The organism is Streptomyces sp. NPDC087263, from assembly GCF_044744645.1.
Taxonomy (GTDB): Bacteria; Actinomycetota; Actinomycetes; order Streptomycetales; family Streptomycetaceae; genus Streptomyces.
In genome coordinates, this window is the sequence record NZ_JBIUYT010000012.1 from 156,086 (window position 1) to 178,875 (window position 22,790).

Sequence of the window (22,790 nt, forward strand, 5' to 3'; positions counted from 1 at the left end):
CCTCAGTCCTTGTCGAGGGTTACGTCGCGGGAGTCGCCGTCGGTGCCTGCGCGACGGGCGTCGGGGTCTTCCGTTACGTCACCGGTGTCGGTGTCGGTGTCGGTGGTTACGTGACGGGAGTCGCCGTCGGTGGTCACGGCATTGGAGCTGACGTCAGGATTCCCGGCACCGGAGCTGGTGCCGTGCCCGTCGTCCAGGGGCACCGGAGTCGCGTCCGGACCGGGCGTCTGGCGGCGATCCTGGCCCCCCGTGAAGCGGCGCAACCGCTCCAGCACCGCGTCTGCCGTCGGCCGCTCGATCTCGTCCACGATCCGCCCGTCGCCGAGGAAGAGCACCAGGTCGGAGTGGGCGGCGGCGCTCGGGTCGTGCGTGACCATGACGACGGTCTGGCCCAGGGTGTCGACCGCCTCGCGCAGGAAGCCGAGGACTTCGAGGCCCGCGCGGGAGTCGAGGTTGCCGGTCGGCTCGTCGGCGAAGATCAGCTCGGGGCGCGAGGCGAGCGCGCGGGCGCAGGCCACGCGCTGCTGCTGGCCGCCCGAGAGCTGGGACGGCCGGTGCTTCAGCCGGTCCCGCAGGCCGAGCGTGTCGATGACCTGGTCCAGCCACTTCTGGTCGGGCTTCTGGCCCGCGATGTCCATGGGCAGGGTGATGTTCTCGGCCGCGTTCAGCGTGGGGATCAGGTTGAACGACTGGAACATGAAGCCGATCCGGTCCCGCCGCAGCCGGGTCAGTTCTCGGTCCTTCAGCCCGGTGATCTCGGTGTCGCCGAGCCATACCTGTCCGGCCGAAACGGTGTCGAGCCCCGCCAGGCAGTGCATGAGGGTGGATTTCCCGGAGCCCGACGGACCCATGACCGCGGTGAAACGGCCACGCGCGATGTCGACGTCGACCGCGTCGAGGGCCAGCACGGTCGTCTCGCCCGAGCCGTACGCCTTGGTCAGGCCGCGGGCGCGGGCGGCGGTCCCGTCGGCCTCCGCCCGGCCGACGACGTGCTCCGCAGCAGGTGTGGACAAGGCCGCCTCCTCAGTGATGGACGTCCCGACTCCCTTGTCGCGGCCGAGCCTAGTGTGATCCTGGGCACACCCGGTATCCCCCCGAGGTGCCGGGTCCTCTCCGCCCCAGGTCCTGCCCCTGATGCCCGTGTAAGGGGCAATCTCCACCCCCAGGGTCAGGGATGCCCTCTTGCCTGTGCTAGCGATTCAGCGCTAGCTTTGAGGTATGGCGAAGACTCAGCTGAACGTACGGGTGGACGAGGGCACGGCCAGGGCCGCCCGCGAACGAGCCCTGGAGCGCGGGATGAGCGTGAACCGCTACATCGAAGAGCTGGTCAGACGGGACACCGGGGAAGTCGGCCACACCTTCGTCGACGCCGCCTCCGACTTCATGAAGCAGTACGAGTCCATCTTCGCCGAGGAGTTCGGCACGGACCGCGAAGGCAGTCGAGCGCCCGGCCGGGCCGGCAACCACGAAAGCACGCGCGAAGGTCGTCGTTGATCCCTTGAGCAGTCTCAGAGTCGACCTTGCCTGGCTCCTCATGATCGCCGAACATCAGACGCCCGGAGACCCCCAGGTCACCGACTGGGGAGCCCTCGTCGCCGCCGTCAGCCGGCACGAGGCGGAGATATTCGGCATTCCCGTCTACGACAGCCCGCACGCCCGAGCCGCCGCGCTGCTCCAACTCCTGCTGCACGTACCCGCGCTCGAACGCTCCAACGCGATGTTCGCCTCGGCCGTCGCCTACGGCTATCTCGTCGCCAGCGGCCTCAAGGTCGTCACCTCGCCCGAGCAGGTGCGGGAGCTCGCCCGCCTGGTGAAGGGCGGCGACGCGACCGTGCACGACATCGCCCAGGAACTCCGTCAGTGGAGCCTATGAGGCTTCGGCCGCGGCCTCGCTCGCTCCGGCGGCGGGGCGGCGGGCGGTGCCCAGTACGCAGTACGAGGTGGGCAGCCGCGGTCCCTTCTCGGGCATCAACATCCGCTTGTACGGGCCGAGTTCGAACCCGGCGTCGCGCAGCGCGGCGATCGGGTCGCGCGCCAGATGACAGCCGCCGTTGAGCCGCGGCCACACCGTGCGGTCCAGACCGCGCTGGGTGTACGTCATCGGGCGCCCGCCGCCCCTGCCGTGCTCGAAGAACCGCAGGGTGCCGCCGGGCCGCAGCACGCGCCGCAGTTCGGCGAGGGTTCGCGGCACATCGCGCACGCTGCACAGCACCAGCGAGACCACCGCCGCGTCGAAGGCCTCGCTCTTGACCGGCAGCGCCTCTGCCATGCCCGGCGCCACGTCGACGGGTACCTCGGCGCGCAGGGCCGCCTCGACCGCCAACTGCCGCAGCACCCGCTCGGGTTCGATGGCGACGACCTCCGAGACGGTGCTCGGATAGTGCGCGAAGTTCAGACCGTTGCCCGCGCCGATCTCGATGACCCGCCCCGAGAGCCCGGCGAGCAGCCGGTCGCGTACGCCGCCCAAGCCCATCCGTGTCTCGGCGGCGACGCTGACACGGGCGTAGTAGCGGGCGAACAGAGGATGGTGCACGGGATCCCGCGACACCTTGCCGGAGCTGGCGGAGCGGAGCGGCATGACGGACCTCCCAGGAGGACGGGTCTTACCGCGATTGTCCCCCGTACGGCTCCGTGGCACCCCCGCTGTGGGGTCCCGGCGGCGCAGGGACCCCACAGCGGGGACGTTCCGACGGCTGTTCCGGCTGGTTCCGGCTGTTCCGGCCGTTCCGGTGCGTCAGGCGCGTCGTCAGGCGATGAAGCCGCGCACCTGCGTGTAGACGCCGTAGTCGTTGTTCGTGTCGGTGTGTCCGATGCAGCCGACTCCCACATTCGTGGCGCCGTTCAGAAGGGCGGTGCTGTCCGGGTCGAGATACTCGTCGCAGTTCGACCAGTAGCTGGCGTAGGAGACGCTGCCCGGTGTCTCGTCACCCGAGTTCAGCGCGGTCAGGAACGAACTGCCGGTGTTCATCTGGGCGCAGGACGTGTAGAGCCACGCGCACCACCCGGCGAGGCTCGTGCCGTGGTTCGTCCCGGCGACCGAGACGAAGTCGTCCACGTACGCCGTTCCGCCGAGGTTCTTGAGGTAGTAGCGGGAGCTGAGCGCGCCCATGGAATGGGCGACCAGGTCGACCTTGGACGCGCCGGTCGCCGCGAGCACGCTCTGGACCTTGGTGGCGAGCTGCTGGGCGGTCGTGACGTTGGACTGTCCCCAGCTGTACGACCACGCGTACAGCTGGGAATCGGTGTAGCCGTCGGCCTTGAAGTCGGCGATCCAGTCGTCCCAGCTGCTCGCCGAACTGCTCAGCCCGTGGACGAAGACCACGGGGTTGTGGGTCGCGGCCTGTGCGGGCGCGGAGAGGGAGAGTGACAGAAGGAGAACTGCGGCCACGGTGGAGAAGAACGCGGCGATGCGACGCATGCGGGTTTGCATGGTGCCTCCTGAGTCGGGTGGGGTAATCAGGAGTGTCAGCCGGGGTCTACGCGCGGCGCATCGGTGAACTCGCCGGTCTTTACTTGCCAGTTAACTCGCCAGTAACGTCATGGGTGTGGTGACTCCGGTGAACCCCCCACGTCTCCCGCCCACTTCGCCACCGCCGCGCACACCCGCGTGGCAGCATCCCGGCCCGGCACAGCGCGGACTCGCCCCACAGTCCGGGCTCGGCCCCTCACTTTCCGAGGGCGTGCGCGTACGGGTGCTGCGCGCCGCCCACGGCGACCGGCACGCGGCCGCGGAACTCGCCTCGCTGCTGACGGAGCGTCAACTGACCGGCCTGGACCCGCTTCCGGCGCGCCCGCCCGCGCTGCTGCGCGCGTACCGCCAGGAAGTCCGCGCCCTGCCGGACAGCACCCGCTTCCTGCTGCTCCTCGCGGCGGCCGACCAGCACCCGGTGGCCACCCACGCCTACCTGCGCGCGGTCACCGCGGCCCGGCTCGACACGCGGCACCTCGACGCCGCCGAGGCGGCCGGGCTGGCCCATGCCACGGCCGACGGGATCGTCTTCCGCGACCAGTGGACCCGGATCGCCGCGTACGAGACGGTCCGTCCGTCGGACCGGCGCGAGGTCCACCAGCTGTTGGCGCGTGTCCTGCGCGGCGAGGGCGAGGAGCCGCGCCGTGCCTGGCACCACGGCGCCGCCGCGCTCGGCCCCAGCCGAAGGCTTGCCGCTCGGCTCCGGGTGGCCGCGGACCTGGCACGCGCCGCGCGCGAACACGCCCTCGCCTGCGCCCTTCTGGAGCGCGCCGCCGCTCTGGCGCCCGATCCGCGCGACCGCGCCCACCTGCTCGCCCGCGCGGCCACCGACGCCTGGCACTCCGGCGACACCGACCGCGCCCGCCGCCTCGCCGCGCCACCCCCGACGACGCGCTCAGCGGCCTGCTGGCCCTGCGCGCGGGTAACGCGACGGACGCGTTCGACGCACTCCTCACGGCGGCGGTCCGCTGCGGGGGGCAGGGGGCGAGCGGGTCCACCGGGGCCGCCGGGTCCTCCGGCGGCGAGGGCGCTTGTGCAGCGCGCCGGCACGCAGTCGATGCTGGTTCGGTTGTCCGGGGTTCTGGTGGTGAGCCGTCGGAGGCTTCCGTCCGGGCCACCGGTGAGGGCGCTTGCGCAGTGAGCCGGCCTGTGCCTGATGCTGGTTCAGTTGTCCGGGGTTCTGGTGGTGAGCCGTCGGAGGCTTCCGTCCGGGCCACCGGTGAGGGCGCTTGCGCAGCGCGCCGGCCAGCGTCCGACGATGGTCCCGCTGACCGGGGTCCCGGTGGTGAGCGGTCGGAGGCTTCCGTCCGGGCCACGCCTGGCGTGCACGACACCGTCGGCGAGCTGCCGGTTGCTGGGGTCGGCACTGTCGGTGGGCTGTCAGCGGCCGATACCGGCCCCGTGTTCTCCGCCGAGTCGCCGCTGGACGCCGATCGTCTGGGGGCCGGCTTTCGAAGACCTGACAGGAATCGGCCGACCGCCGAGGCCCGGCCCGCACAGGGTGCCGCCGCCGTCCACCTCCTCGCCCGGGTCACGGAAGCCGCCATCTACACCGGCGATCTGCGCCGGTGCCGGGAGGCGGTCGCCGTCGCCGACCGGCTCGGGATCGTGCCGCCCGGCACGCTGGGCGGGCTGGCCGCCGCCTTCGAGGGACGCTACGAGGACGCGCGGGACCTGCTCGAAGCGGCAGCCGGGCGGTGCGGACCGGGTGGAGACCCCACTCTGCTCATCCACGCCGCGATCGCGGCGCTGCTTCTCGGCGACCACGCGCGAGCTGCCTCCGCCGCCGTGCGGGCCGCCGCCTCGGCCCGCGCCAGGGGCGAGACCGTGACCGTGCCGCAGGCGATGGAGTTCAGGGCGTACGCCGAGTTCTGGACCGGCCGCTCCCGCGCCGCGGAGGCCGACACCCTCGACGCGCTGCGTCAGGCGTACGCCACGGGTCAGGACAACGGGGCCTGCCATCTCCAGGCCGCCCTGGCCATGTTCGCCGCCCTCACCGGCGACGAGGACGTATGCCGGGAGCGCGCCGAGTCCGCCCGCTCCTACGCCCTGGCCCGCGGGCTCGGCCTGCCCGCCGCACTGGCCCTGTTCGCGCTCGCCTTCCTCGACCTCGGTGCCGGCCGGTTCGCCGCCTCCGCGGCCAGGCTGCGCGCCCTCGCCGGATTCGGACCGGGCCACGGGCACCGCGCCATCCGCCACCTCGCGACCCCGCTCTACGTCGAGGCGGCCGTCCGCAGCGGCGACACCCGCGTCGCCCGGGCCGCCCACGCCGACTACGACCGCTGGGCCCGTACCATCCGCAGTGCCGACGACCTGGCCCTCAGCGCCCGCTGCCACGCGCTCCTGGCCTCCGGCCCCGAAGCCGTCGCCCACTACCGCACCGCCCTCGACCTGCACGCCGCAGGCACCCGCGACTTCGAACGGGCCCGCACGGAGCTGCTGTTCGGCGGCGCGCTACGACGACTGAGGCACCGTACGGAGGCACGCGACCGGCTGCACAGCGCCCTCGAGGCATTCGAGCACTTCGGGTCGCCGCGGTGTGCCGCACAGGCCCGGGCGGAGCTTCGCGCCCTGGGGGAGCCGGCCGTCCCCACACCCGGCCAGGTGGACCTCGAGACCCGCCTGACCGCTCAGCAACTGATGGTGGCTCGCATGGCCGCCGAGGGTGCCACCAACCGGGAGATCGCCGCGCGGCTCGCGCTCAGCCCGCGCACGATCGATCACCATCTGCGGGGTGTTTTTGCCCGGTTGGGCATCAGGTCGCGGATTGAACTGGTGCGGTTGCTCGGGGAGAGGTGAGGGGGGCCGGTGTGGGTTTTCGGCTGCGGGTTCGTCGTGGCTGGTCGCGCGGTTCCCCGCGCCGCTCAAGAGGCGTACCCGGCGTTGAACCCGCGCCGCTCAAGAGGCGTACCCGGCGTTGAACCCCCGCCCCTCAAGAGGCGTACCCGGCGCTGAAAGCGACCGCGTCCCAGCCCCCGCCGAGCCTCGGCGCCAGCCAACTCGGTGCCCCCGCGCGGAAGCCGGCGGGATCAAGTACCCCCGCGCCCTCCGGCACCGCACCCAGCAGCGGAGCCCCTGCCACCACCGGAAGGTCCGCGAGGTTGCAACGGGACGCCAGGTCCGGCTCGTTGGACCAGCTTCCGATCACCACTCCCGGGAAGTTGAGCCCCCGGCGCCGGAGTTCACGCGCCGTCAGCTCCGTCGTGTTCAGCGTGCCCAGTCCCGCCGAAGCGACGACCAGCACCGGCGCGTCCAGCAGCCGTGCCGCGTCCGCCAGCGTTCCGCCCTCGTCGTCGAACCGTACGAGTAGGCCGCCCGCCCCCTCCACCAGCACCAGGTCGTGCTCGGTGGCCAGCTTGGCCGCCGCCTCCGCCACCTCGTGGGGCCGCACCGGCGCGAGACGGGCCCGCCGCGCGGCCGTGGCGGGCGCCAACGGCTCGGGATACCGGGCGAGTTCGAGTGTGGTCACAGCGCCCGCGAACCGGGCCACCTCGTCGGCGTCACCGCGCTCGTCCGGACGTACGCCGGTCTGCGCGGGCTTGAGCACGGCCACGGACCGGCCGGCCGCGACGGCCGTGGCGGCGACGGCGGCGGTGACGATCGTCTTGCCGACCTCGGTGCCTGTCCCCGTGATGACCAGGATCGTCATGTCAGCCTTCCCGGGCCGCGGCGCACACCGCGCGCGTGATCCGTGCCAGGTCCGTGTCGCCGGTGACGTAGGGCGGCATCGTGTAGACGAGGTCGCGGAACGGCCGTAGCCAGACCCCCTCGCGAACAGCGGCTCGCGTGGCCGCCCTCATGTCCACCTCGTGGTCGAGCTGGACGACGCCGATCGCCCCCAGAACACGTACATCCCGAACTCCTGGCAGCTCAAGGGCGGGCTCAAGCCCCTCCCGCAGGCCCGCCTCGATCCGCTTCACCTCGGTCCGCCAGTCCTGCCCGAGCAGCAGGTCGATCGAGGCGCAGGCCACGGCGGCGGCCAGCGGATTGCCCATGAACGTGGGCCCGTGGGCCAGCACCGGGACCTCGCCCCGCGAGATCCCGTCGGCGACCCGTGTCGTACACAGCGTCGCCGCCATCGTCATATAGCCGCCGGTCAGCGCCTTCCCGACGCACATCACGTCGGGCGTCACGCCCGCGTGCTCAGCCGCGAACAACGCGCCCGTGCGCCCGAACCCGGTCGCGATCTCGTCGAAGACGAGCAGCACGTCGTGCGCGTCGCACGCCTCTCGCAGCACCCGCAGATACGCGGGGGAGTGGAACCGCATCCCGCCCGCGCCCTGCACCACGGGCTCGACGATCACGGCGGCCAGTTCGTCGGCGTGCCGCTCGATGAGCGAGCGCAGCTGGTCCGCGTACGACTCCTCGTACGCGTCCGGCGGTGCGTCCGCGAAGATCTGCCGAGGCAGCACGCCCTGCCACAGCTCGTGCATCCCGCCCTCGGGATCGCATACGGACATCGGCTGCCAGGTGTCGCCGTGGTACCCGCCGCGCCAGGTCAGCAGGCGTTGCTTGGCGGGGCGGCCGAGCGAGCGCCAGTACTGGAGGCACATCTTCACGGCGACCTCGACCGAGACCGAACCGGAGTCGGCGAGGAAGACGTGCTCAAGCCCCTCGGGCGAGATGTCGACAAGGCGCTTCGCCAGCCGTACGGCCGGCTCATGGGTCAGCCCGCCGAACATGACATGGCTCATGCGCTCCAGCTGGCCGCGCGCCGCGGCGTTGAGCACCGGGTGGTTGTAGCCGTGGATGGCGGACCACCAGGACGACATGCCGTCGATCAGCTCGCCCGAGCCGTCCGCCATCCGCAGCCGTACGCCGCTCGCCGACTCCACGACGAGCGGTTCCTGCCGGCCGGGCATCGGCCCGTACGGATGCCACACATGCCGCCGGTCGAGATCGAGCAGCTCGCGTACGGACCCGGCCGCGGGCAGGTCAGGCATTGGGCGCGAGATCCGTTCCGGCACCTCGACGGCGTACGGCGACGAGGTCCGTACGCGCCTCGGGCGACGTTTCCACGGAAGCCGAAGCAGAAGTGGAACCGCATGCTCCACCGCCTTCCTCGTGCGAACCGCAGCCCCCGCCCCCGGCAACCCGGTGCTCCGGCAGGGTCACCTCGCCCGCGCCCTCCACTTCGAACCCGGCGTCCGCGATCATGTCGAGGTCGGCCTGGCCGGCCTGGCCCTCGCTGGTGAGGTAGTCGCCGAGGAAGATCGAGTTGGCGAGGTGCAGGGCGAGCGGCTGCATCGTGCGGAGGTGGACCTCGCGGCCTCCGGCGATACGGACCTCGGCGTCCGGGCAGACGAACCGGACCATCGCCAGGATCCGCAGGCACCTCTGGGGCGTCAGGTTCCACTCCTTGGCGAGCGGAGTGCCCTCGAACGGGATGAGGAAGTTCACCGGAACGGAGTCGGGGTCCAGCTCGCGCAGTGCGTAGACGACGTCGACCAGATCCTCGTCGCTCTCGCCCATGCCCGCGATCAGGCCCGAGCACGCGGACAGGCCCGCCGCGTGCGCCTTCTGGACGGTGTCCACCCGGTCGGCGTACGTATGGGTGGTCGTGATGTCCCCGTACGTCCCCTCGGACGTGTTCAGGTTGTGGTTGTACGCGTCCGCGCCCGCCTCGCGCAGCCGCTCGGCCTGGCCGTCGTTGAGGAGGCCGAGACAGGCGCACACCTCGACGTTCTCGTTCCCGTCCTTGATGGCCCTGATCGTGTCGGAGACCCGGTCCACGTCACGGTCGGTCGGACCGCGTCCGCTGGCCACCAGGCAGACCCGCTTGGCGCCGCCGGCCAGGCCTGCCGCCGCGGCCTTGGAGGCCTCGTCCGGCTTGAGCCAGGTGTACTTGAGGATCTCGGCCTTCGACCCCAGCCGCTGCGAGCAGTACGAGCAGTCCTCGGGGCACAGACCCGACTTGAGGTTGACCAGGTAGTTGAGTTTCACCCGTCGGCCGAACCAGTGCCGGCGCACCTTTCCGGCCGCGGCCACCACGTCGAGCACGTCGTCGTCGGAGGTGGCCAGCACGGCCAGAGCTTCGTCGCGGGTCGGCAGCTCGCGCCGAAGCCCCTTGTCCACCAGCGTGTTCAGCAGGTCCATGAGGTCCGATCCTGGCGTATGCGACCGCTCGCGGCCAAGGAGAGTTTGCACAACAGACGCGGTTCGACGTGTGGGTATTGCCACATCCTGGGTGGCTGGGACGGCCGCTAGGGTCTGTGCACTGCCTACAAAAACGACGGCCCACAAAGACCCGCGGCCTACAGAAACCACGGCTCGCACGAACACCGGTGGCACAACTCCCGTCCCTCCGGTCCGGAGGAGGACCCATGGCGTTCGGCTGGATCGACGAGCAGGCGCAGGCACGCCGTCGGGCCGGACTCGTCCGCACCCTGCGCCCGCGCCCCGCAGACTCCCCGCTGCTCGATCTCGCGAGCAACGACTACCTCGGACTCGCCCGCCACCCGGAGATCACCGAGGCCGCCGGGGCCGCCGCGCGGACATGGGGAGGCGGAGCCACCGGTTCCCGGCTCGTCACCGGCACCACCGAGCTCCACGGCGAACTCGAACGCGAGTTGGCCGACTTCTGCGGCTTCGAGTCCGCGCTCGTCTTCTCCTCCGGATACGCGGCCAACCTCGCCGCCGTCACCGCGCTCGCGCCGCACGGCTCCCTCGTCGTCTCGGACGCGGGCAACCACGCATCGCTGATCGACGGCTGCCGACTGGCTCGCGGCACCACACAGGTCGTGGCGCACACCGACCTCGACGCCGTACGCAAGGCGCTCGGCACCCACAAGGGACCCGCCGTCGCCGTCTCCGACGCGGTGTTCTCGGTGGACGGGGACGCGGCGCCGCTGGCCGATCTCGCCACCGCCTGCCGGGAGTTCGAGGCCGGGCTGATCGTCGACGACGCGCACGGACTCGGCGTGCTCGGCGACGGCGGCCGGGGCGCTCCGCAGGCGGCGGGCCTCGCGGGCGCCCCGGACGTCGTCGTGACGGTCACGCTGTCCAAGTCGCTGGGCAGCCAGGGCGGCGCCGTCCTTGGCCCCGCACCGGTGATCGACCACCTGGTCAACGCGGCGCGCACCTTCATCTTCGACACCGGTCTCGCGCCCGCGGCGGCGGGCGCGGCCCTCGCGGCGCTGCGACTGCTGCGCCGCGAGCCGGAGCGTGCGGCACGGGCCCGCGCGGTCGCGACGGCGCTCCACAGCGGCCTGACGGCCGAAGGCCTGGAAGCGGTACGACCGGACGCCGCCGTCGTCTCCGTGCGTGCGCCGTCCCCCGAACGGGCCGTGCGGTGGGCCGCCGACTGCCGCGAGGCGGGACTCGCTGTCGGCTGCTTCCGCCCACCGTCCGTGCCCGACGGCATCTCCCGGCTGAGGCTGACCGCACGCGCGGACCTCACCGACGTACAGATCGAGCACGCGGTACGGGTGATCGGCGCAACCCGATGATGCTCGGTCCGGCGCGATGACGCTCGGTCCGCTCCGATGACGGCCAGCTCGGTCCGATGACGATCAGCTCAGTCCGGCGATGAATCCCTCCCAGGTGGCAGGGGTGAACAGCAGGGCGGGACCTGCCGTGTTCTTGGAATCACGGACGGCCACGAGTCCTGACCAGGGTCCTGGTCCCGGCCGGGCCGTCTCGACGCAGTTGTTCATTCCTGTACTACGGCTGCTGCGCAGCCAGCGCACGTCGTGCAGAGAAGTACTGGAAGGTACGTACCGAGGCAGTGCAGACATGGTGCCTCCTTACGCGCCGTCACCTATCACGGCGATGTAATCCAATGAGTCCTCGGGCGAAAGGGCTTGGATCTGAAGGGCGTTGAAGGCCTCGCTGTAGGCCTCTAGGTCTTCTTTCCGTTCGAGATAGAGGCTACTCGTCAAGTGGTCTAGAACAACTACATCCAGATCAGATGTGTTCGGAAAGGAGAAGATAACGAAAGGTCCTGTGACTCCGATGTGAGCCCCGGCGCCGAACGGCAGAACTTGAAGCCGCACTTGGGGCAGGGTGGCGGCCTCCCGCAGCCGGTGCAGCTGGCGTGCCATTACCTCCGGGCCGCCGACATCCCGGCGCAGCACCGCCTCGTCCAGAACAGCGCTCAGTTCCAGCGGCGGATTCGAACGCAGCACGTCCTGCCGGGCCAGACGCACCTCGACCAGCGTGTCGAGCTTGCCGTCCTCAAGTCCCCCTACGGCGGCCTGCGTCACCGCACGGGCGTACTCGGGTGTCTGCAGCAACCCCGGCACCACGGACGTCTCCAGCGTGCGCATTTCGCTGGCCTGGGACTCCAGACTGATGAAGTCGCGGTACGTCGGGGGCAGGACACCCCGGTAGGCGTGCCACCAGTGGTGCCGTCCGGCGCCCTCAGCGCCCGCCAGTACGACCAGGAGATCCCGTAACTCGGGTTCTTCGACGGCGTACGCGTCCAGGAGCCGTTCCACGTCGGGGGGTTTGACGCCGCTGGTGCCGGTCTCGATCCGGCTCACCTTCGACTGGTGCCAGCCCAGGAGGCGGGCCGCCTCGCCGCTGGTGAGACCCGCGCCGACGCGCAGGGAGCGCAGCTCGGCACCGAGCTTGCGGCGGCGTACTGCGGGACCGTTCTGCATGGCCGTACTCCTTACTCCTTCCGGGCCGCCCAAATACGGTCCTCCGTCGCAGAGTTCACCGCTTCGAGCGACAGATATATGCATATCTCGGTGGATCGCACCCGTGACAGGCCTGGTAATGGCAGTCTGGCGCGAAGCACCAGTCCGGGACCGTACTCGAACCATCCGCTCCGTGTCGGACCCCGGTCCCGTGGGAAAGGGACGACCGCGCCATGGCAGACCACCAGGAAGCATCCGTCACTCTGCCGAGCGATCCAGCCTCGGTCTCCGCGGCCCGGAAATTCGTCGCCGAAGTGCTGGCGGAATGGGGCCTGCCGAGTGACTCCGAAGTCGCCGACACCGTACGCCTGATCGTGTCCGAACTGGCCACCAACGCCGTTCAGCACACTTTCGGGCAATCACCCACCTTCAGAGTGGACGTCCGCCTCGACCGGGACGAACACCTGCGCCTCGGCGTCACCGACAGCCACCCACGATTCCCCAAGCGACTGCCCGCCGCCGTCCAGCAGGACAACGGGCGCGGCATGGTGATCATCCGCTGGCTGACCGCGGAGTGCGGCGGCAGACTTACCGTCCGGCCCACCCGTGAAGGCGGCAAGACCATCTCCATCGAACTGCCCTGGACGGCGCCGGCCGAGCCGGTGGTGACAGCCGGGGGGCCACAGGAGTCCTGAGGGCCGTGGAGACGGGCAGTGGCACCGTGCTCACTCTGCGGGGTCCGATCCTCCTCCTCGGCCCTCTGTGGCGGACGTGACGTAGCGCCGCACCAGCCGGGGCAGGACGCCCCACAGCATCAGACAGACAGCCAGAGTCCCCGCGCCCGCGGCGATCCCCGCGCCGCGCCCCAACGTCACGTCGACGACGAGAAGCACCGATCCGGTGAACGCCAGCATCAACACATACAGACCGACGTGGGTCAGCGACGAGGCGACCCGCACGATGGCGGGTTTGGCGTTCTGCTGGAACAGCGCCCGGTGCAGGGCGGCGGGCGCCGTGAAGAGGGCGGCGGCCAGGAACGCGAGCAGCAGCGTCGTGACGTAGATGGCCCGCTGCGTCGTGTCGAGCGACGGGAAGCGCTGGGTGAAGGCCAACGTCAGCAGGAAGGCGAAGAGGATCTGCACGCCGGTCTGTGTGACCCGCAGTTCCTGGAGCAGCTCGGCGAAATTGCGGTCGGCGCGCTCCAGCGGCTTCTCGTCGCGCTCCGTGCGGGGGCGTTGTTCCACCATGGCGGGCGAGTAACCGGTTCGTCCCGTTTCAAGCCCTGTTTCACGTCCCGTGGGGGTGACGGCGTGCGCCGTCACCCCCACGGACGGGTCAGCTGACCCGCCCGTACCAGACGCTCTTCGTCCAGATCTTCTGGAGCTTCACGAACTCCCCCGACTTCGGGGAGTGCCAGATCTTTCCCTTCCCGGCGTAGATGCCGACGTGGTACACGCTCCGGCCCGAGTGGAAGAACACCAGGTCTCCGGCCTTGCGTTTCGAGGCGGAGACGTGGTGCGTCTTGTTGTACTGCGCCGCGGCCGTACGAGGCAGCTTCTTGCCCGCCTTCTTGTACGAGTAGAGCGTGAGCCCGGAGCAGTCGAAGCGGCGCGGCCCAGCGGCCCCGTACTTGTACGGGGAGCCCTTCTTGGAAGCCGCGACGTGAAGTGCCTTCGTCGCCAGGGTGGCCGCCTCGGCGTCGGATGCGACGCCCGGGACCACGAGGCTGCCGCCCACGGCGGCGATGGTGAGAGCCGAGGCCGTCCCGGCTCTCGTCCACAGCGACGGGACACGATTGAGCGCAGTCATGCGCAACCCTTCGTCAACCGCCTGTGAAGGATGACCTGTCGGATTCGGGCTGGCGAAGTAGCCCGGCCGCGTGGTGCGGCTTCACCCCAAGGACCGCCCGGATCTCTCCGGCGGCCCGTCGTGCTGGGTCCTCCACTCCTGCCGATGCACATCTGTCGACCGGTCATCCGGGCGGCGGCAGGACTCGGCGTCCGCCCGGACCGCCCCGCCGGTGCGGCGGGGGCTTGTCGTCGGAAGGGATCTTCACGCATCGATGTCGGAAAATCCGAGCGGAATCGGTGATTTGTGGGCTTACTCACCACTCACCCGTTCGGGTGGACACCCGGCCGTTCGAGCGAGTGTCCAGAGGTCCGACGACGCCCGTACCAGCAACGGAGGGCTCAAGTACGCATCGACGCTACGCGCGTTGCGCAACTTCTCCGCGCCGTTGGAAGGACCCGTGTCTACGCCAACCGGGGGTACACCATTCGGACCGTTTGAAGCCCGGTCCGGACACCTCGCGGAGGGGCGTGTACGGCGGCCCGGGGGCGTGGGCGCGTCAACGGACCGGTGTGTGTGGCGACCCCGGGGGTGGGCGCGTCAGGGGATCGGTGTGTGTGGCGACCCCTGGGGTGAGCGCGTCAATGGACCGGCGTGTGTCGCGGCCTGGGGGCGGCTGCGTCAACCGACCTGCGCGGCTGCGTCAACTCTCGACAATGGGCGGCAGGGTGACGCGGGCCGCCCGCCGCTCGCCGTCCAGGACGCGCAGCGCCTGTGCCAGGGTCGGGGCGTGCACCTCGCTCTCGCCCCGCTGATGCATCAGCGTGAGGGCGTCCCGCAGCGCCGTCGCCTTGGCCACCAGCGCCTGAGCGGCCCTCAGGCCTCGGTAGGTGTCACCGGGGCGGGCCGGGTTGATACGGCCGAGCAGGTCGACCACGTCCAGGTAACGGTCTATCAACTCGGCTTCCGCGCGCGTCAGTGCGGGCAGCGGGGGCAGTTCGGGTGGGAGCATCGGCCGCTCACCTCGCGCCGGGTGTGGGCCGAGGAGCCTTGCGGCTCGGGATGACCCCGTCGATCAGCCCGTACGCCAACGCCGCCGGCGCGTCCAGGATCTTGTCCCGTTCGATGTCCGCGGCGACCCGCTCCGGACTCTGACCTGTGTGCCGCACGAGCATCTCCTCCAGCATCCTCCGAGTACGCGTCAACTCCTCGGCCCGGATGGCCAGATCAGAAGCCTGCCCCTGGATCGGCTCGGGAAACGACGGCTGGTGGATCAGGACACGGGCACCCGGCAGGGCGAGCCGCTTTCCCGGCGTGCCGCCCGCCAGCAGCACGGCCGCTGCCGACGCCGCCTGCCCGAGGCAGATGGTCTTCACGTCACAGGCGACGAACCGCATCGTGTCGTAGATGGCGGTCATCGCGCTGAACGAGCCGCCGGGGGAGTTGATGTACAGCGAGATGTCCCGGTCCGGCTCCCGGTGCTCCAGGTGCATGAACTGCGCCATCACGTCGTTCGCCGAGGTGTCGTCGATCGGCGTCCCGAGGAACACGATCCGCTCCTCGAACAGCTTCGAGTACGGGTCCAGCGTCCGCTGGCCCGAACTCGTGCGTTCGGTGAATTCGGGCAGGGCATAACGGGCGGACGGGTTGTCCATGGCGCGTGCCTCCTCCGGGCGACCTGATCGACCCCTGATCGGCGTCTGATCGGCGTCTGATCGGCGTCTGTAAAAAATGTACAGGACGTACGGTTGCTGGGTGGGGTGATCGCTCTCAGCGGAAGGCGTGAGGGCCCGGTCTAAGCTGGAGGGCATGGCCTACGAGATTCCGGTGACGCAAGCCAGGGCTGAGCTCGCCGATCTGATCAACCGCGTGGTGTACGGCGGTGAGCGCGTCGTCGTGACGCGGCACGGGAAGCCTCTCGTCGCCCTGGTCTCCGCCGCCGACCTGGAACGCCTCGAAGCACTCCAGGACCCCGCGGCCGAACACGTGGTCAGCTCCTACTCCAGCGTCCGCGAGACCGCGTCCGCTCCGCGCGAGCGACAGCGGTTCGGCATCGCGGCGGAGCACCGGGGGCCCAACGTGTCGTAGGTGCCGGGCCGTTCGGCGGGAGCGGTGGTCGGAAGGCTGGGGGAGCAGACGCTGTCCCTGCGGGTAGCCCCGCTTGGGTGAGGTGGCGCGGAACCTGTGCGCCGAACCTGGCCCGCGTGACCGCCCCTGCATGAAGAGGCGCGGCACCTTGACCCGCCCCCGCGACACCCCGCCTGAGCGGCACGCGATCCCGTGCCCCCGGCGAACGGAGCCGACCCTGCGCACCCGCCTCAGCGGCCGGTCCGGCCCGCCGCCCGCGGCCAACTCCTCCCCGTACAGCCCGTGGTGAGCGTCCGTCCCCGCAGCAGGCCGAGAACCGCGCGACCTCTCGTCAGTTCACCAGCGCGGGCTCCCGCGCGGTGACCGTCTCGGTGGTGGCCGACTCACGTCGCTTGAGCGTGTCGCCCGGCAGTACCGCTCCCAGGCCGAGCGTGGCCCACCAGGCCAGGGTCAGCGCGGGCGCGGTCGCGGCGGCGCCGTCGAAGAACGACACCGAGCGCAGCAGTGACGCACCAGCGCCCGGCGGCAGCCACTGGCCGATGGTTCCGACCGGCTCGGGCAGCATCTCCGGGGCGGAGGACGCGCCGGAGAAAGGGTTGCCGAGCAGGACGACCAGAAACGCGCCGAGCGATGCCGCGTGGTCCGACGAGCGCCGCGAGCCCGGCGACGGCGCCACTCGCGGCCAGCGTCGACAGGCTCAGCGCGCCGGCCTCGGCCCACCAGTTGCCGGTGAGGACACCGAGCCGGCTGTGTGTGAGCGTGGTGGCCACCAGGTCGACCAGGATGGCGGAGCCGGTCACCGTGCCTACGGCGCGGAGGCCGCGCAGCCCGAGCAGGGTCACGATGGATCCCGCGGCCACCCCGGCCGGCCCCATGGGGAGCACGCTCGAGGTCAGTGCCGCGGCCTCGCGGATCCTCTGCCGGGGCGGGGACCACGTCGACGGTGGTCACGCTCGTACCCTCCGGGGCCTGCCCAGCCACCGCTTGCTCGAGCAGCTGGGCGACGAGCCGGCTCGCCGCGGACGCCGTCAACAGCTTGGGTCCTTGAGCGGTGGCGACGATCGCGCCGTATACGGTCCGGTCCTCGACGGTGTCCCGGGCGGCGGCCTCGTCGGCGTAGTGGTGGATCTCGAAGGCGCCGTCCTGCTGGGCCAGTTGCTTCTTGATCGGCGCGGTCGCGGTCGCCGGACCAGCCACCCCCAGGGGCAGGTCGCGGGGTGCGGTACGGGCGGCGGGCCACGCGAGGGCCCAGAGCGCGAGTGCCACCAGTACAGGGATCAGCACCATCACGGCGGCCATGTTGCGGCGGCGGTGAGGCGGCGTCGGCAGGGGGAGCGACAGGGGGAGTGGGGGCGGAGGGCAGGGGAGGTCTCCCTTGTGGCGAGCGGTACGAGTAAAAGAAGGATCGTTCGTTTTAGGAATGCTCTTCGATGCAGGACGTGCTGAAGGAGGTCGACCTCTCGGCCGGGGCCGTATACCGCTACTTCAGCGGCAAGGAGGAGCTGATCGGCGCCATCGTCACCGAGGTGCTCGACGAGGTCCGTGACACGTTCGAGGAGGGCGCCCGGCAGAGCCCGCCGCCACCGCCCGAGGTGCTCGTGGGGTGGGTCCTGGCCAAGATGCTGGACAAGAGGCCGGGTCTGACCGACGAGGGGGCGTCGATCCTCCCCCGGCTGATCATCCAGGTCTGGGCCGAAACCCTGCGCAACGATCACTTGTCGACGGTCATCAACGACGGGTACGCCAAGGTCGGAGGGGGGTGGATCAAGGTGGTCGAGGCCTATCTGGACGCGGGCGTGATGCGGGACGACGTGGCGCCCGAGAGCGTCGCGCGCATCATGATCGCGCCGGCTCAGGGGTACCTGGCGCAGATGGCCCTTTTCGCCAGCATGCCCGTCTCGACGCTGCAGGACGGTCTACGGGGTCTCATGAGCATGGGGAACCCGGCCCGAGGTCGTGAGCGGATCGGTCCTGGTCGCCGAGGGAGCCTCCGCATCGGTCGCCGAGGGAGCCTTCGCATCGGTCACCGAGGAAGCCTTCTCGTGGTCACCGCAGGGGCCTTCTCGCGATCACGGATGGACCCCTCCGCGGTCACGGATGGATCAAAGGCTGGTTAACGTCGTTGAAACGCCATCCAACTAGCCTGCCCATCCACGCCACCAGGCGTTTTGGTGGCTGCGGACACCGGGCCCCGCACGGTCCGGAGCGAGGACTGTGAGGTGGGACGCCGTGCAACTGACCCCGCACGAGCAAGAGAGGCTGCTGATCCATGTGGCCGCCGACGTGGCCGAGAAGCGCCGGGCCCGTGGGCTGAAACTGAACCATCCCGAGTCCGTCGCGCTCATCACGTCGCACATCCTCGAAGGCGCGCGTGACGGCCGTACCGTCGCCGAACTGATGTCCTCCGGACGCAAGGTCCTCACCCGGGCCGACGTCATGGACGGTATCCCCGAGATGATCCACGACGTCCAGGTCGAGGCGACCTTCCCGGACGGCACCAAGCTCGTCACCGTCCACGATCCGATCGTCTGACGGGGGAGCGAGAGCCATGATTCCCGGAGAGATCCTGTTCGCCGACGGACCCGTCGCCTTCAACGAAGGCCGTGAGGTCACCCGGCTGACCGTCCTCAACGCCGCCGACCGGCCCGTCCAGGTCGGCTCCCACTACCACTTCGCCGAGGCCAACCCCGGTCTGGACTTCGACCGCGCCGCCGCGCGCGGCAAGCGGCTGAACGTCGCCGCCGGCACCGCCGTGCGCTTCGAGCCCGGGATCCCCGTCGATGTCGAACTCGTTCCGCTCGCCGGTGCCCGCGTGGTGCCCGGACTGCGCGGCGAGACCGGAGGTGCCCTCGATGCCTGAGATCTCGCGTGCCGCGTACGCCGATCTGTTCGGCCCGACCACCGGCGACCGCATCCGGCTCGCCGACACCGACCTGCTGATCGAGATCGAGGAGGATCGTTCCGGCGGCCCCGGACTCGCCGGTGACGAGGCGGTGTTCGGCGGCGGCAAGGTCATCCGCGAATCCATGGGCCAGTCGCGCGCTACGCGCGCAGACGGCACCCCGGACACGGTCATCACGGGTGTGGTGATCGTCGATCACTGGGGGATCGTCAAGGCCGACCTCGGTATGCGCGACGGCCGGATCACCGGCATCGGCAAGGCGGGCAACCCGGACACCATGGACGGCGTGCACCCCGACCTGGTCATCGGACCCGAGACCGAGATCATCGCGGGCAACGGTCGGATCCTGACCGCGGGCGCCGTCGACGCACACGTGCACCTGATCTGTCCGCAGATCGCCGACGAGGCGCTGGCATCCGGCGTCACCACGCTCGTCGGCGGTGGCACAGGTCCGGCCGAGGGATCGAAGGCGACGACGGTCACTCCCGGCCCCTGGCATCTGGCGCGGATGCTGGAGGCGATGGAGGGGTACCCGCTCAACTTCGGTCTGCTCGGCAAGGGCAACACCGTCTCGCGTGAGGCGATGATGTCGCAGATCCGCGGCGGAGCGCTCGGCCTCAAGATCCACGAGGACTGGGGGTCCACACCCGCCGCCATCGACGCCGCGCTGACCGTCGCCGACCGGACCGGCATCCAGGTCGCCATTCACACGGACACGCTGAACGAGGCCGGCTTCGTCGGCGACACCCTCGCCGCCATCGCCGGACGCGGCATCCACGCGTACCACACCGAGGGCGCCGGCGGCGGGCACGCGCCCGACATCATGACCGTGGTCTCCGAACCGCACGTGCTGCCCAGCTCCACCAACCCGACCCGCCCCTACACCGTCAACACCGCCGAGGAACACCTCGACATGCTGATGGTGTGCCACCACCTGAACGCGGCGGTGCCCGAGGACCTGGCCTTCGCCGAGTCCCGGATCCGGCCCTCGACGATCGGCGCCGAGGACATCCTGCACGACCTCGGTGCCATCTCGATCATCTCCTCGGACGCCCAGGCGATGGGTCGGGTGGGCGAGGTCATCATGCGGACCTGGCAGACGGCGCACGTGATGAAGCGGCGCCGCGGGTCTCTCCCCGGTGACGGCCGTGCGGACAACCACCGGGTACGTCGCTATGTCGCCAAGTACACGATCAACCCGGCGCTCGCACAGGGTCTCGCCCGCGAGATCGGCTCCGTGGAGACCGGCAAACTCGCCGACCTCGTGCTGTGGGAGCCCGCGTTCTTCGGGGTCAAGCCGCACCTCGTGATCAAGGGTGGCCAGATCGCGTATGCGCAGATGGGCGACGCCAACGCGTCCATCCCGACTCCGCAGCCGATTCTGCCGCGCCCGATGTTCGGGGCGATCGGGCGGGCACCGGCGTCCAACTCGTTCAACTTCGTCGCCCCGCTCGCCATCGAGGACGGACTGCCTGAGCGCCTCTCGCTCGGTAAGCGCTTCGTCGCCATCGAGTCGACGCGGGCGGTCACCAAGGCGGACATGCGCGAGAACGACGCGCGGCCACGCGTCCAGATCGACCCGGACAGCTTCGCCGTGCGGATCGACGGGGAGCTGGTCGAGGCGACTCCGGCCGCCGAACTGCCCATGGCCCAGCGTTACTTCCTCTTCTGATGTCCAGGGCAGCGCTTCTCGTCCTGGCCGACGGCCGCTTTCCCGCCGGGGGGCACGCGCACTCCGGCGGGGCCGAGGCAGCCGTCAAGGCCGGGCGCATCACCGGTGCGGCGAGTCTTGAGGACTTCTGCCGGGGGCGGTTGCACACGGCGGGGCTCGTGTCGGCCTCGCTTGCCGCGGCCGCCGCGATCGGGGTCGACCCGGTGGTGCTGGACTCGGCCGCGGACGCCCGTACGCCGTCGCCCGCCTTGCGTGCCGTCGCGCGTCGGCTCGGGCGGCAGCTGATGCGGGCGGCGCGGGCGACGTGGCCGTCCGCCGAACTCGACGCGCTGGCACGGGAGTTTCCCAAAGGGGCGCATCAGCCGGTGGTGTTGGGGCTGGCGGCGCGGGCCGCCGGGCTCGGGCCCGATGATGCCGCGTACTGCTCCGTGTACGAGGCGGTCAGTGGGCCGGCGACGGCGACGGTGCGGTTGCTGAGCCTGGACCCGTTCGACGCCACCGGGGCGCTGGCCCGGCTTGCGCCGGAGCTGGATCTGGTGGCTGGTCAGGCGACCGATGCCGCTCGTCGCGTTCTTGCCGATGGGGTGGATGCGCTGCCTGCCGCCTCGGCTCCGCTGCTGGAGATCGGTGCGGAGGCGCATGCGGCTTGGCCTGTACGTCTGTTCGCGTCGTAGTAGTTATTTCGCCCCCTCCGCCCCTACCCGTCCCGAACCTGGGGGCTGCCGCCCCCAGACCCCCGCTTCGGCCTGAACGGCCTCGTCCTCACACGCCGGACGGGCTGAAAGATCTCCGGCCGGGCCCTGAATCTGGAGCCGCCACCATGCACCTCGACCACTCCCACGACGGGCCCGCCGCCCTCAGCGCCGACGCCCACCGCCCCGACGGCAGTCGCCGTGCCCTTCGTATCGGGCTCGGCGGGCCTGTCGGGTCCGGGAAGACCGCGACCGTTGCCGCGCTCTGCCGGGCGTTGCGCGCGGAGTTGTCCCTCGCTGTCGTCACGAACGACATCTACACGCGGGAGGACGCCGAGTTCCTGCTGCGGGAAGCGGTGTTGCCGCCGGAGCGGATCACGGCTGTCGAGACCGGGGCCTGCCCGCACACCGCCATCCGGGACGACATCTCCGCCAACCTCGAGGCGGTCGAGGATCTGGAGGACGAGGTCGGGCCGCTGGATCTCATCCTGGTCGAGTCCGGGGGTGACAATCTCACCGCGACCTTCTCCAAGGGGCTGGTCGACGCGCAGATCTTCGTGATCGACGTGGCGGGCGGGGACGACATCCCGCGCAAGGGCGGGCCCGGGGTGACCACCGCGGACCTGCTGGTCGTCAACAAGACGGACCTCGCGCCGTACGTCGGCTCGGATCTGGGGCGGATGGCAGCCGACGCGAAGGCCCAGCGGGCCGAACTTCCGGTGGTGTTCCAGTCGTTGCGTGCCGAGAGCGGGGTCACGGACGTCGCCGCGTGGGTGCGGGAGCAGCTCGCCGCGTGGACGGCATGACGGCAGGGGTCCGGGCGACCGCACGGATCGCGGCGCGGGACGACGGCCGGGGCGGTACCTCTCTGCCGGTCCTTGAGGGGGACGGGCCGCTCGCCCTGCGACGCACCCGGGGGGTCGGATCCGAGGCGCGGGTCATGCTGGTCGGCGCGATGAGCGGTCCGCTGGGCGGGGACCACTTCACCGTGGAGGCGGAGGCCGCCGAAGGTGCCCGGCTGCACATCGGGTCGGCGGCCGCCACCATCGCCCTGCCGGGGCAGGCCAAGGGCGAGTCGCGCTACGACGTACGGCTGAAGGTCGCCGACGGGGGTGAACTGTGCTGGCTGCCCGAGCAGTTGATCTCCGCCAACGGGAGCGATCTGTACGTCTCCTCGCGCATCGAGCTGGCGGCGGGCGCCCGACTGGTCTTCCGGGAGGAGCAGGTACTCGGCCGCGTAGGTGAGGAACCCGGGCGACTCAGCAGCCGGCTCACCGTGTGGCTCGGCGGACGGACGCTGCTGGACCAGGAGGTGACGTGCGGACCCGGCGCCCCCGGTGGCTGGGACGGTCCCGCCGTCCTGGCGGGGCATCGCGCGCTCGGGCAACTCCTCGTCGTACGACCGGAGTTCGCGGACGTACCGATGCAGGCGCGGCTCCTTGGCGAGTACGCCTCACTCATGCCGCTTGCGGGGCCCGCCGTGCTCGTGACCGCGCTGGCGTCCGACGCGCTGCGGCTGCGGCGGGTGCTGGACGACGCGCTGAACTCACTCAGCCAGGACCTGTGACGTGGGTCTCTCCGCTCAACGGGACAGGCC

Annotated in this window: 25 protein-coding genes, 2 pseudogenes and 1 riboswitch; of the genes and pseudogenes, 14 read left to right on the top strand and 13 right to left on the bottom strand. The window is 70.9% G+C overall.

Annotation, left to right across the window (positions count from 1 at the left end; genetic code table 11):
• Positions 1-2: 2 nt before the first annotated feature.
• Positions 3-1,013 (bottom strand): ABC transporter ATP-binding protein, encoded by a 1,011-nt coding sequence (locus ACIPC1_RS33385; RefSeq protein WP_402523859.1) that lies wholly within the window; start codon positions 1,011-1,013, stop codon positions 3-5.
• 205 nt (positions 1,014-1,218) lie between these two features.
• On the opposite strand from ACIPC1_RS33385, the gene ACIPC1_RS33390 reads away from it, so the two are divergent.
• Entirely contained in the window at positions 1,219-1,494 is a 276-nt protein-coding gene (locus ACIPC1_RS33390; protein ID WP_402523862.1) for an antitoxin, read from the top strand.
• 4 nt (positions 1,495-1,498) lie between these two features.
• Positions 1,499-1,873 carry a fic family toxin-antitoxin system, toxin component gene (locus tag ACIPC1_RS33395; RefSeq protein WP_365442790.1) on the top strand — a complete coding sequence of 125 codons (375 nt, stop codon included), beginning with the start codon at positions 1,499-1,501 and terminating at the stop codon, positions 1,871-1,873.
• Here the strand turns inward: ACIPC1_RS33395 and ACIPC1_RS33400 are convergent.
• The gene (locus tag ACIPC1_RS33400) at positions 1,868-2,578 is read right to left on the bottom strand and encodes a class I SAM-dependent methyltransferase (RefSeq protein WP_402523864.1); all 711 of its coding nucleotides are present in this window, start codon (positions 2,576-2,578) and stop codon (positions 1,868-1,870) included. The two genes, ACIPC1_RS33395 and ACIPC1_RS33400, sit on opposite strands and share 6 nt — an antisense overlap.
• Before the next feature lie 168 nt (positions 2,579-2,746).
• Positions 2,747-3,430: an esterase/lipase family protein gene (locus ACIPC1_RS33405; RefSeq protein WP_402523867.1), complete on the bottom strand. Its 684-nt coding sequence runs from the start codon at positions 3,428-3,430 to the stop codon at positions 2,747-2,749.
• A gap of 127 nt (positions 3,431-3,557) precedes the next feature.
• Between ACIPC1_RS33405 and ACIPC1_RS33410 the strand changes: the two genes are divergently transcribed.
• On the top strand, positions 3,558-4,610 hold the full coding sequence (locus tag ACIPC1_RS33410; protein WP_402523869.1) for a hypothetical protein: 1,053 nt from the start codon (positions 3,558-3,560) through the stop codon (positions 4,608-4,610).
• A 365-nt stretch (positions 4,611-4,975) separates the two neighbouring features.
• Positions 4,976-6,268: pseudogene (locus ACIPC1_RS33415) on the top strand (LuxR C-terminal-related transcriptional regulator); the annotation flags it as partial.
• A gap of 133 nt (positions 6,269-6,401) precedes the next feature.
• Here ACIPC1_RS33415 and bioD read toward each other — a convergent pair.
• The 3 genes from bioD to bioB are packed head-to-tail and all read right to left on the bottom strand — an operon-like array spanning position 6,402 to position 9,565.
• Positions 6,402-7,118: a dethiobiotin synthase gene (bioD, locus tag ACIPC1_RS33420; protein WP_402523872.1), complete on the bottom strand. Its 717-nt coding sequence runs from the start codon at positions 7,116-7,118 to the stop codon at positions 6,402-6,404.
• 1 nt (position 7,119) lies between these two features.
• Positions 7,120-8,412 carry an adenosylmethionine--8-amino-7-oxononanoate transaminase gene (locus ACIPC1_RS33425; RefSeq protein ID WP_402523875.1) on the bottom strand — a complete coding sequence of 431 codons (1,293 nt, stop codon included), beginning with the start codon at positions 8,410-8,412 and terminating at the stop codon, positions 7,120-7,122.
• The gene (bioB, locus tag ACIPC1_RS33430) at positions 8,405-9,565 is read right to left on the bottom strand and encodes a biotin synthase BioB (protein ID WP_402523878.1); all 1,161 of its coding nucleotides are present in this window, start codon (positions 9,563-9,565) and stop codon (positions 8,405-8,407) included. The genes ACIPC1_RS33425 and bioB overlap by 8 nt, the downstream gene beginning before the upstream one ends.
• Positions 9,566-9,792: 227 nt before the next feature.
• Here bioB and ACIPC1_RS33435 point away from each other — a divergent pair, with 227 nt between their 5' ends.
• Positions 9,793-10,917, top strand: a complete 1,125-nt coding sequence (locus tag ACIPC1_RS33435; protein ID WP_402523880.1) for an 8-amino-7-oxononanoate synthase — start codon at positions 9,793-9,795, stop codon at positions 10,915-10,917.
• A gap of 63 nt (positions 10,918-10,980) precedes the next feature.
• Here ACIPC1_RS33435 and ACIPC1_RS33440 read toward each other — a convergent pair whose 3' ends face one another.
• Complete coding sequence (locus ACIPC1_RS33440) at positions 10,981-11,205, bottom strand: DUF397 domain-containing protein (protein WP_384378002.1); 225 nt, start codon at positions 11,203-11,205, stop codon at positions 10,981-10,983.
• 9 nt (positions 11,206-11,214) lie between these two features.
• On the bottom strand, positions 11,215-12,072 hold the full coding sequence (locus tag ACIPC1_RS33445) for a helix-turn-helix domain-containing protein (protein WP_402523883.1): 858 nt from the start codon (positions 12,070-12,072) through the stop codon (positions 11,215-11,217).
• A 212-nt stretch (positions 12,073-12,284) separates the two neighbouring features.
• Between ACIPC1_RS33445 and ACIPC1_RS33450 the strand changes: the two genes are divergently transcribed.
• On the top strand, positions 12,285-12,746 hold the full coding sequence (locus ACIPC1_RS33450) for an ATP-binding protein (RefSeq protein WP_384378008.1): 462 nt from the start codon (positions 12,285-12,287) through the stop codon (positions 12,744-12,746).
• Between the two features lie 30 nt (positions 12,747-12,776).
• Here the strand turns inward: ACIPC1_RS33450 and ACIPC1_RS33455 are convergent, their stop codons facing one another.
• From ACIPC1_RS33455 to ACIPC1_RS33470, 4 genes are all read right to left on the bottom strand, one after another.
• Positions 12,777-13,298 (bottom strand): DUF6328 family protein, encoded by a 522-nt coding sequence (locus ACIPC1_RS33455; RefSeq protein WP_402523886.1) that lies wholly within the window; start codon positions 13,296-13,298, stop codon positions 12,777-12,779.
• Positions 13,299-13,386: 88 nt separating this feature from the next.
• The gene (locus ACIPC1_RS33460; protein ID WP_402523889.1) at positions 13,387-13,860 is read right to left on the bottom strand and encodes a C40 family peptidase; all 474 of its coding nucleotides are present in this window, start codon (positions 13,858-13,860) and stop codon (positions 13,387-13,389) included.
• Between the two features lie 3 nt (positions 13,861-13,863).
• A riboswitch (cyclic di-AMP (ydaO/yuaA leader) is annotated at positions 13,864-14,028 on the bottom strand.
• Positions 14,029-14,542: 514 nt separating this feature from the next.
• Positions 14,543-14,851 carry a hypothetical protein gene (locus tag ACIPC1_RS33465; RefSeq protein ID WP_402523891.1) on the bottom strand — a complete coding sequence of 103 codons (309 nt, stop codon included), beginning with the start codon at positions 14,849-14,851 and terminating at the stop codon, positions 14,543-14,545.
• 7 nt (positions 14,852-14,858) lie between these two features.
• Positions 14,859-15,494 (bottom strand): ATP-dependent Clp protease proteolytic subunit, encoded by a 636-nt coding sequence (locus ACIPC1_RS33470; RefSeq protein ID WP_402523893.1) that lies wholly within the window; start codon positions 15,492-15,494, stop codon positions 14,859-14,861.
• A gap of 154 nt (positions 15,495-15,648) precedes the next feature.
• On the opposite strand from ACIPC1_RS33470, the gene ACIPC1_RS33475 reads away from it, so the two are divergent.
• Complete coding sequence (locus ACIPC1_RS33475) at positions 15,649-15,927, top strand: type II toxin-antitoxin system Phd/YefM family antitoxin (protein WP_402523896.1); 279 nt, start codon at positions 15,649-15,651, stop codon at positions 15,925-15,927.
• A gap of 331 nt (positions 15,928-16,258) precedes the next feature.
• Here ACIPC1_RS33475 and ACIPC1_RS33480 read toward each other — a convergent pair.
• A pseudogene (locus tag ACIPC1_RS33480) lies at positions 16,259-17,226 on the bottom strand (ABC transporter permease).
• Positions 17,227-17,357: 131 nt separating this feature from the next.
• Here ACIPC1_RS33480 and ACIPC1_RS33485 point away from each other — a divergent pair.
• The 7 genes from ACIPC1_RS33485 to ACIPC1_RS33515 all read left to right on the top strand — a co-directional run bounded on the left by ACIPC1_RS33485 (position 17,358) and on the right by ACIPC1_RS33515 (position 22,760).
• Entirely contained in the window at positions 17,358-18,044 is a 687-nt protein-coding gene (locus ACIPC1_RS33485; protein WP_402523899.1) for a TetR/AcrR family transcriptional regulator, read from the top strand.
• Positions 18,045-18,156: 112 nt separating this feature from the next.
• Positions 18,157-18,459, top strand: a complete 303-nt coding sequence (locus tag ACIPC1_RS33490; RefSeq protein WP_384378030.1) for an urease subunit gamma — start codon at positions 18,157-18,159, stop codon at positions 18,457-18,459.
• A 16-nt stretch (positions 18,460-18,475) separates the two neighbouring features.
• A complete protein-coding gene (locus tag ACIPC1_RS33495) occupies positions 18,476-18,787 on the top strand; it encodes an urease subunit beta (protein WP_266580711.1) in 312 nt (103 codons plus the stop codon).
• Entirely contained in the window at positions 18,780-20,501 is a 1,722-nt protein-coding gene (locus tag ACIPC1_RS33500; RefSeq protein WP_402523902.1) for an urease subunit alpha, read from the top strand. Before ACIPC1_RS33495 ends, ACIPC1_RS33500 begins: the two co-directional genes overlap by 8 nt.
• A complete protein-coding gene (locus tag ACIPC1_RS33505) occupies positions 20,501-21,175 on the top strand; it encodes an urease accessory protein UreF (protein ID WP_402523904.1) in 675 nt (224 codons plus the stop codon). Before ACIPC1_RS33500 ends, ACIPC1_RS33505 begins: the two co-directional genes overlap by 1 nt.
• A gap of 146 nt (positions 21,176-21,321) precedes the next feature.
• Positions 21,322-21,999, top strand: a complete 678-nt coding sequence (gene ureG / locus ACIPC1_RS33510) for an urease accessory protein UreG (RefSeq protein WP_384378038.1) — start codon at positions 21,322-21,324, stop codon at positions 21,997-21,999.
• A complete protein-coding gene (locus tag ACIPC1_RS33515; RefSeq protein ID WP_402524125.1) occupies positions 21,996-22,760 on the top strand; it encodes an urease accessory protein UreD in 765 nt (254 codons plus the stop codon). Before ureG ends, ACIPC1_RS33515 begins: the two co-directional genes overlap by 4 nt.
• The last annotated feature ends 30 nt before the right edge of the window (positions 22,761-22,790 follow it).

Bases quoted from the DNA above. Each gene is read 5' to 3' on its own strand.
- ACIPC1_RS33515 (WP_402524125.1), top strand. From the start codon at position 21,996: ATGACGGCAGGGGTCCGGGCGACCGCACGGATCGCGGCGCGGGACGAC.
- ACIPC1_RS33390 (WP_402523862.1), top strand. From the start codon at position 1,219: ATGGCGAAGACTCAGCTGAACGTACGGGTGGACGAGGGCACGGCCAGG.
- ACIPC1_RS33485 (WP_402523899.1), top strand. From the start codon at position 17,358: ATGCAGGACGTGCTGAAGGAGGTCGACCTCTCGGCCGGGGCCGTATAC.
- ACIPC1_RS33425 (WP_402523875.1), bottom strand. From the start codon at position 8,412: ATGCCTGACCTGCCCGCGGCCGGGTCCGTACGCGAGCTGCTCGATCTC.
- ACIPC1_RS33470 (WP_402523893.1), bottom strand. From the start codon at position 15,494: ATGGACAACCCGTCCGCCCGTTATGCCCTGCCCGAATTCACCGAACGC.
- ACIPC1_RS33455 (WP_402523886.1), bottom strand. From the start codon at position 13,298: ATGGTGGAACAACGCCCCCGCACGGAGCGCGACGAGAAGCCGCTGGAG.
- ACIPC1_RS33495 (WP_266580711.1), top strand. From the start codon at position 18,476: ATGATTCCCGGAGAGATCCTGTTCGCCGACGGACCCGTCGCCTTCAAC.
- ACIPC1_RS33505 (WP_402523904.1), top strand. From the start codon at position 20,501: ATGTCCAGGGCAGCGCTTCTCGTCCTGGCCGACGGCCGCTTTCCCGCC.
- bioB (WP_402523878.1), bottom strand. From the start codon at position 9,565: ATGGACCTGCTGAACACGCTGGTGGACAAGGGGCTTCGGCGCGAGCTG.
- ACIPC1_RS33460 (WP_402523889.1), bottom strand. From the start codon at position 13,860: ATGACTGCGCTCAATCGTGTCCCGTCGCTGTGGACGAGAGCCGGGACG.
- ACIPC1_RS33440 (WP_384378002.1), bottom strand. From the start codon at position 11,205: ATGTCTGCACTGCCTCGGTACGTACCTTCCAGTACTTCTCTGCACGAC.
- ureG (WP_384378038.1), top strand. From the start codon at position 21,322: ATGCACCTCGACCACTCCCACGACGGGCCCGCCGCCCTCAGCGCCGAC.
- ACIPC1_RS33450 (WP_384378008.1), top strand. From the start codon at position 12,285: ATGGCAGACCACCAGGAAGCATCCGTCACTCTGCCGAGCGATCCAGCC.
- ACIPC1_RS33500 (WP_402523902.1), top strand. From the start codon at position 18,780: ATGCCTGAGATCTCGCGTGCCGCGTACGCCGATCTGTTCGGCCCGACC.
- ACIPC1_RS33400 (WP_402523864.1), bottom strand. From the start codon at position 2,578: ATGCCGCTCCGCTCCGCCAGCTCCGGCAAGGTGTCGCGGGATCCCGTG.
- ACIPC1_RS33405 (WP_402523867.1), bottom strand. From the start codon at position 3,430: ATGCAAACCCGCATGCGTCGCATCGCCGCGTTCTTCTCCACCGTGGCC.
- bioD (WP_402523872.1), bottom strand. From the start codon at position 7,118: ATGACGATCCTGGTCATCACGGGGACAGGCACCGAGGTCGGCAAGACG.
- ACIPC1_RS33475 (WP_402523896.1), top strand. From the start codon at position 15,649: ATGGCCTACGAGATTCCGGTGACGCAAGCCAGGGCTGAGCTCGCCGAT.
- ACIPC1_RS33445 (WP_402523883.1), bottom strand. From the start codon at position 12,072: ATGCAGAACGGTCCCGCAGTACGCCGCCGCAAGCTCGGTGCCGAGCTG.
- ACIPC1_RS33435 (WP_402523880.1), top strand. From the start codon at position 9,793: ATGGCGTTCGGCTGGATCGACGAGCAGGCGCAGGCACGCCGTCGGGCC.
- ACIPC1_RS33465 (WP_402523891.1), bottom strand. From the start codon at position 14,851: ATGCTCCCACCCGAACTGCCCCCGCTGCCCGCACTGACGCGCGCGGAA.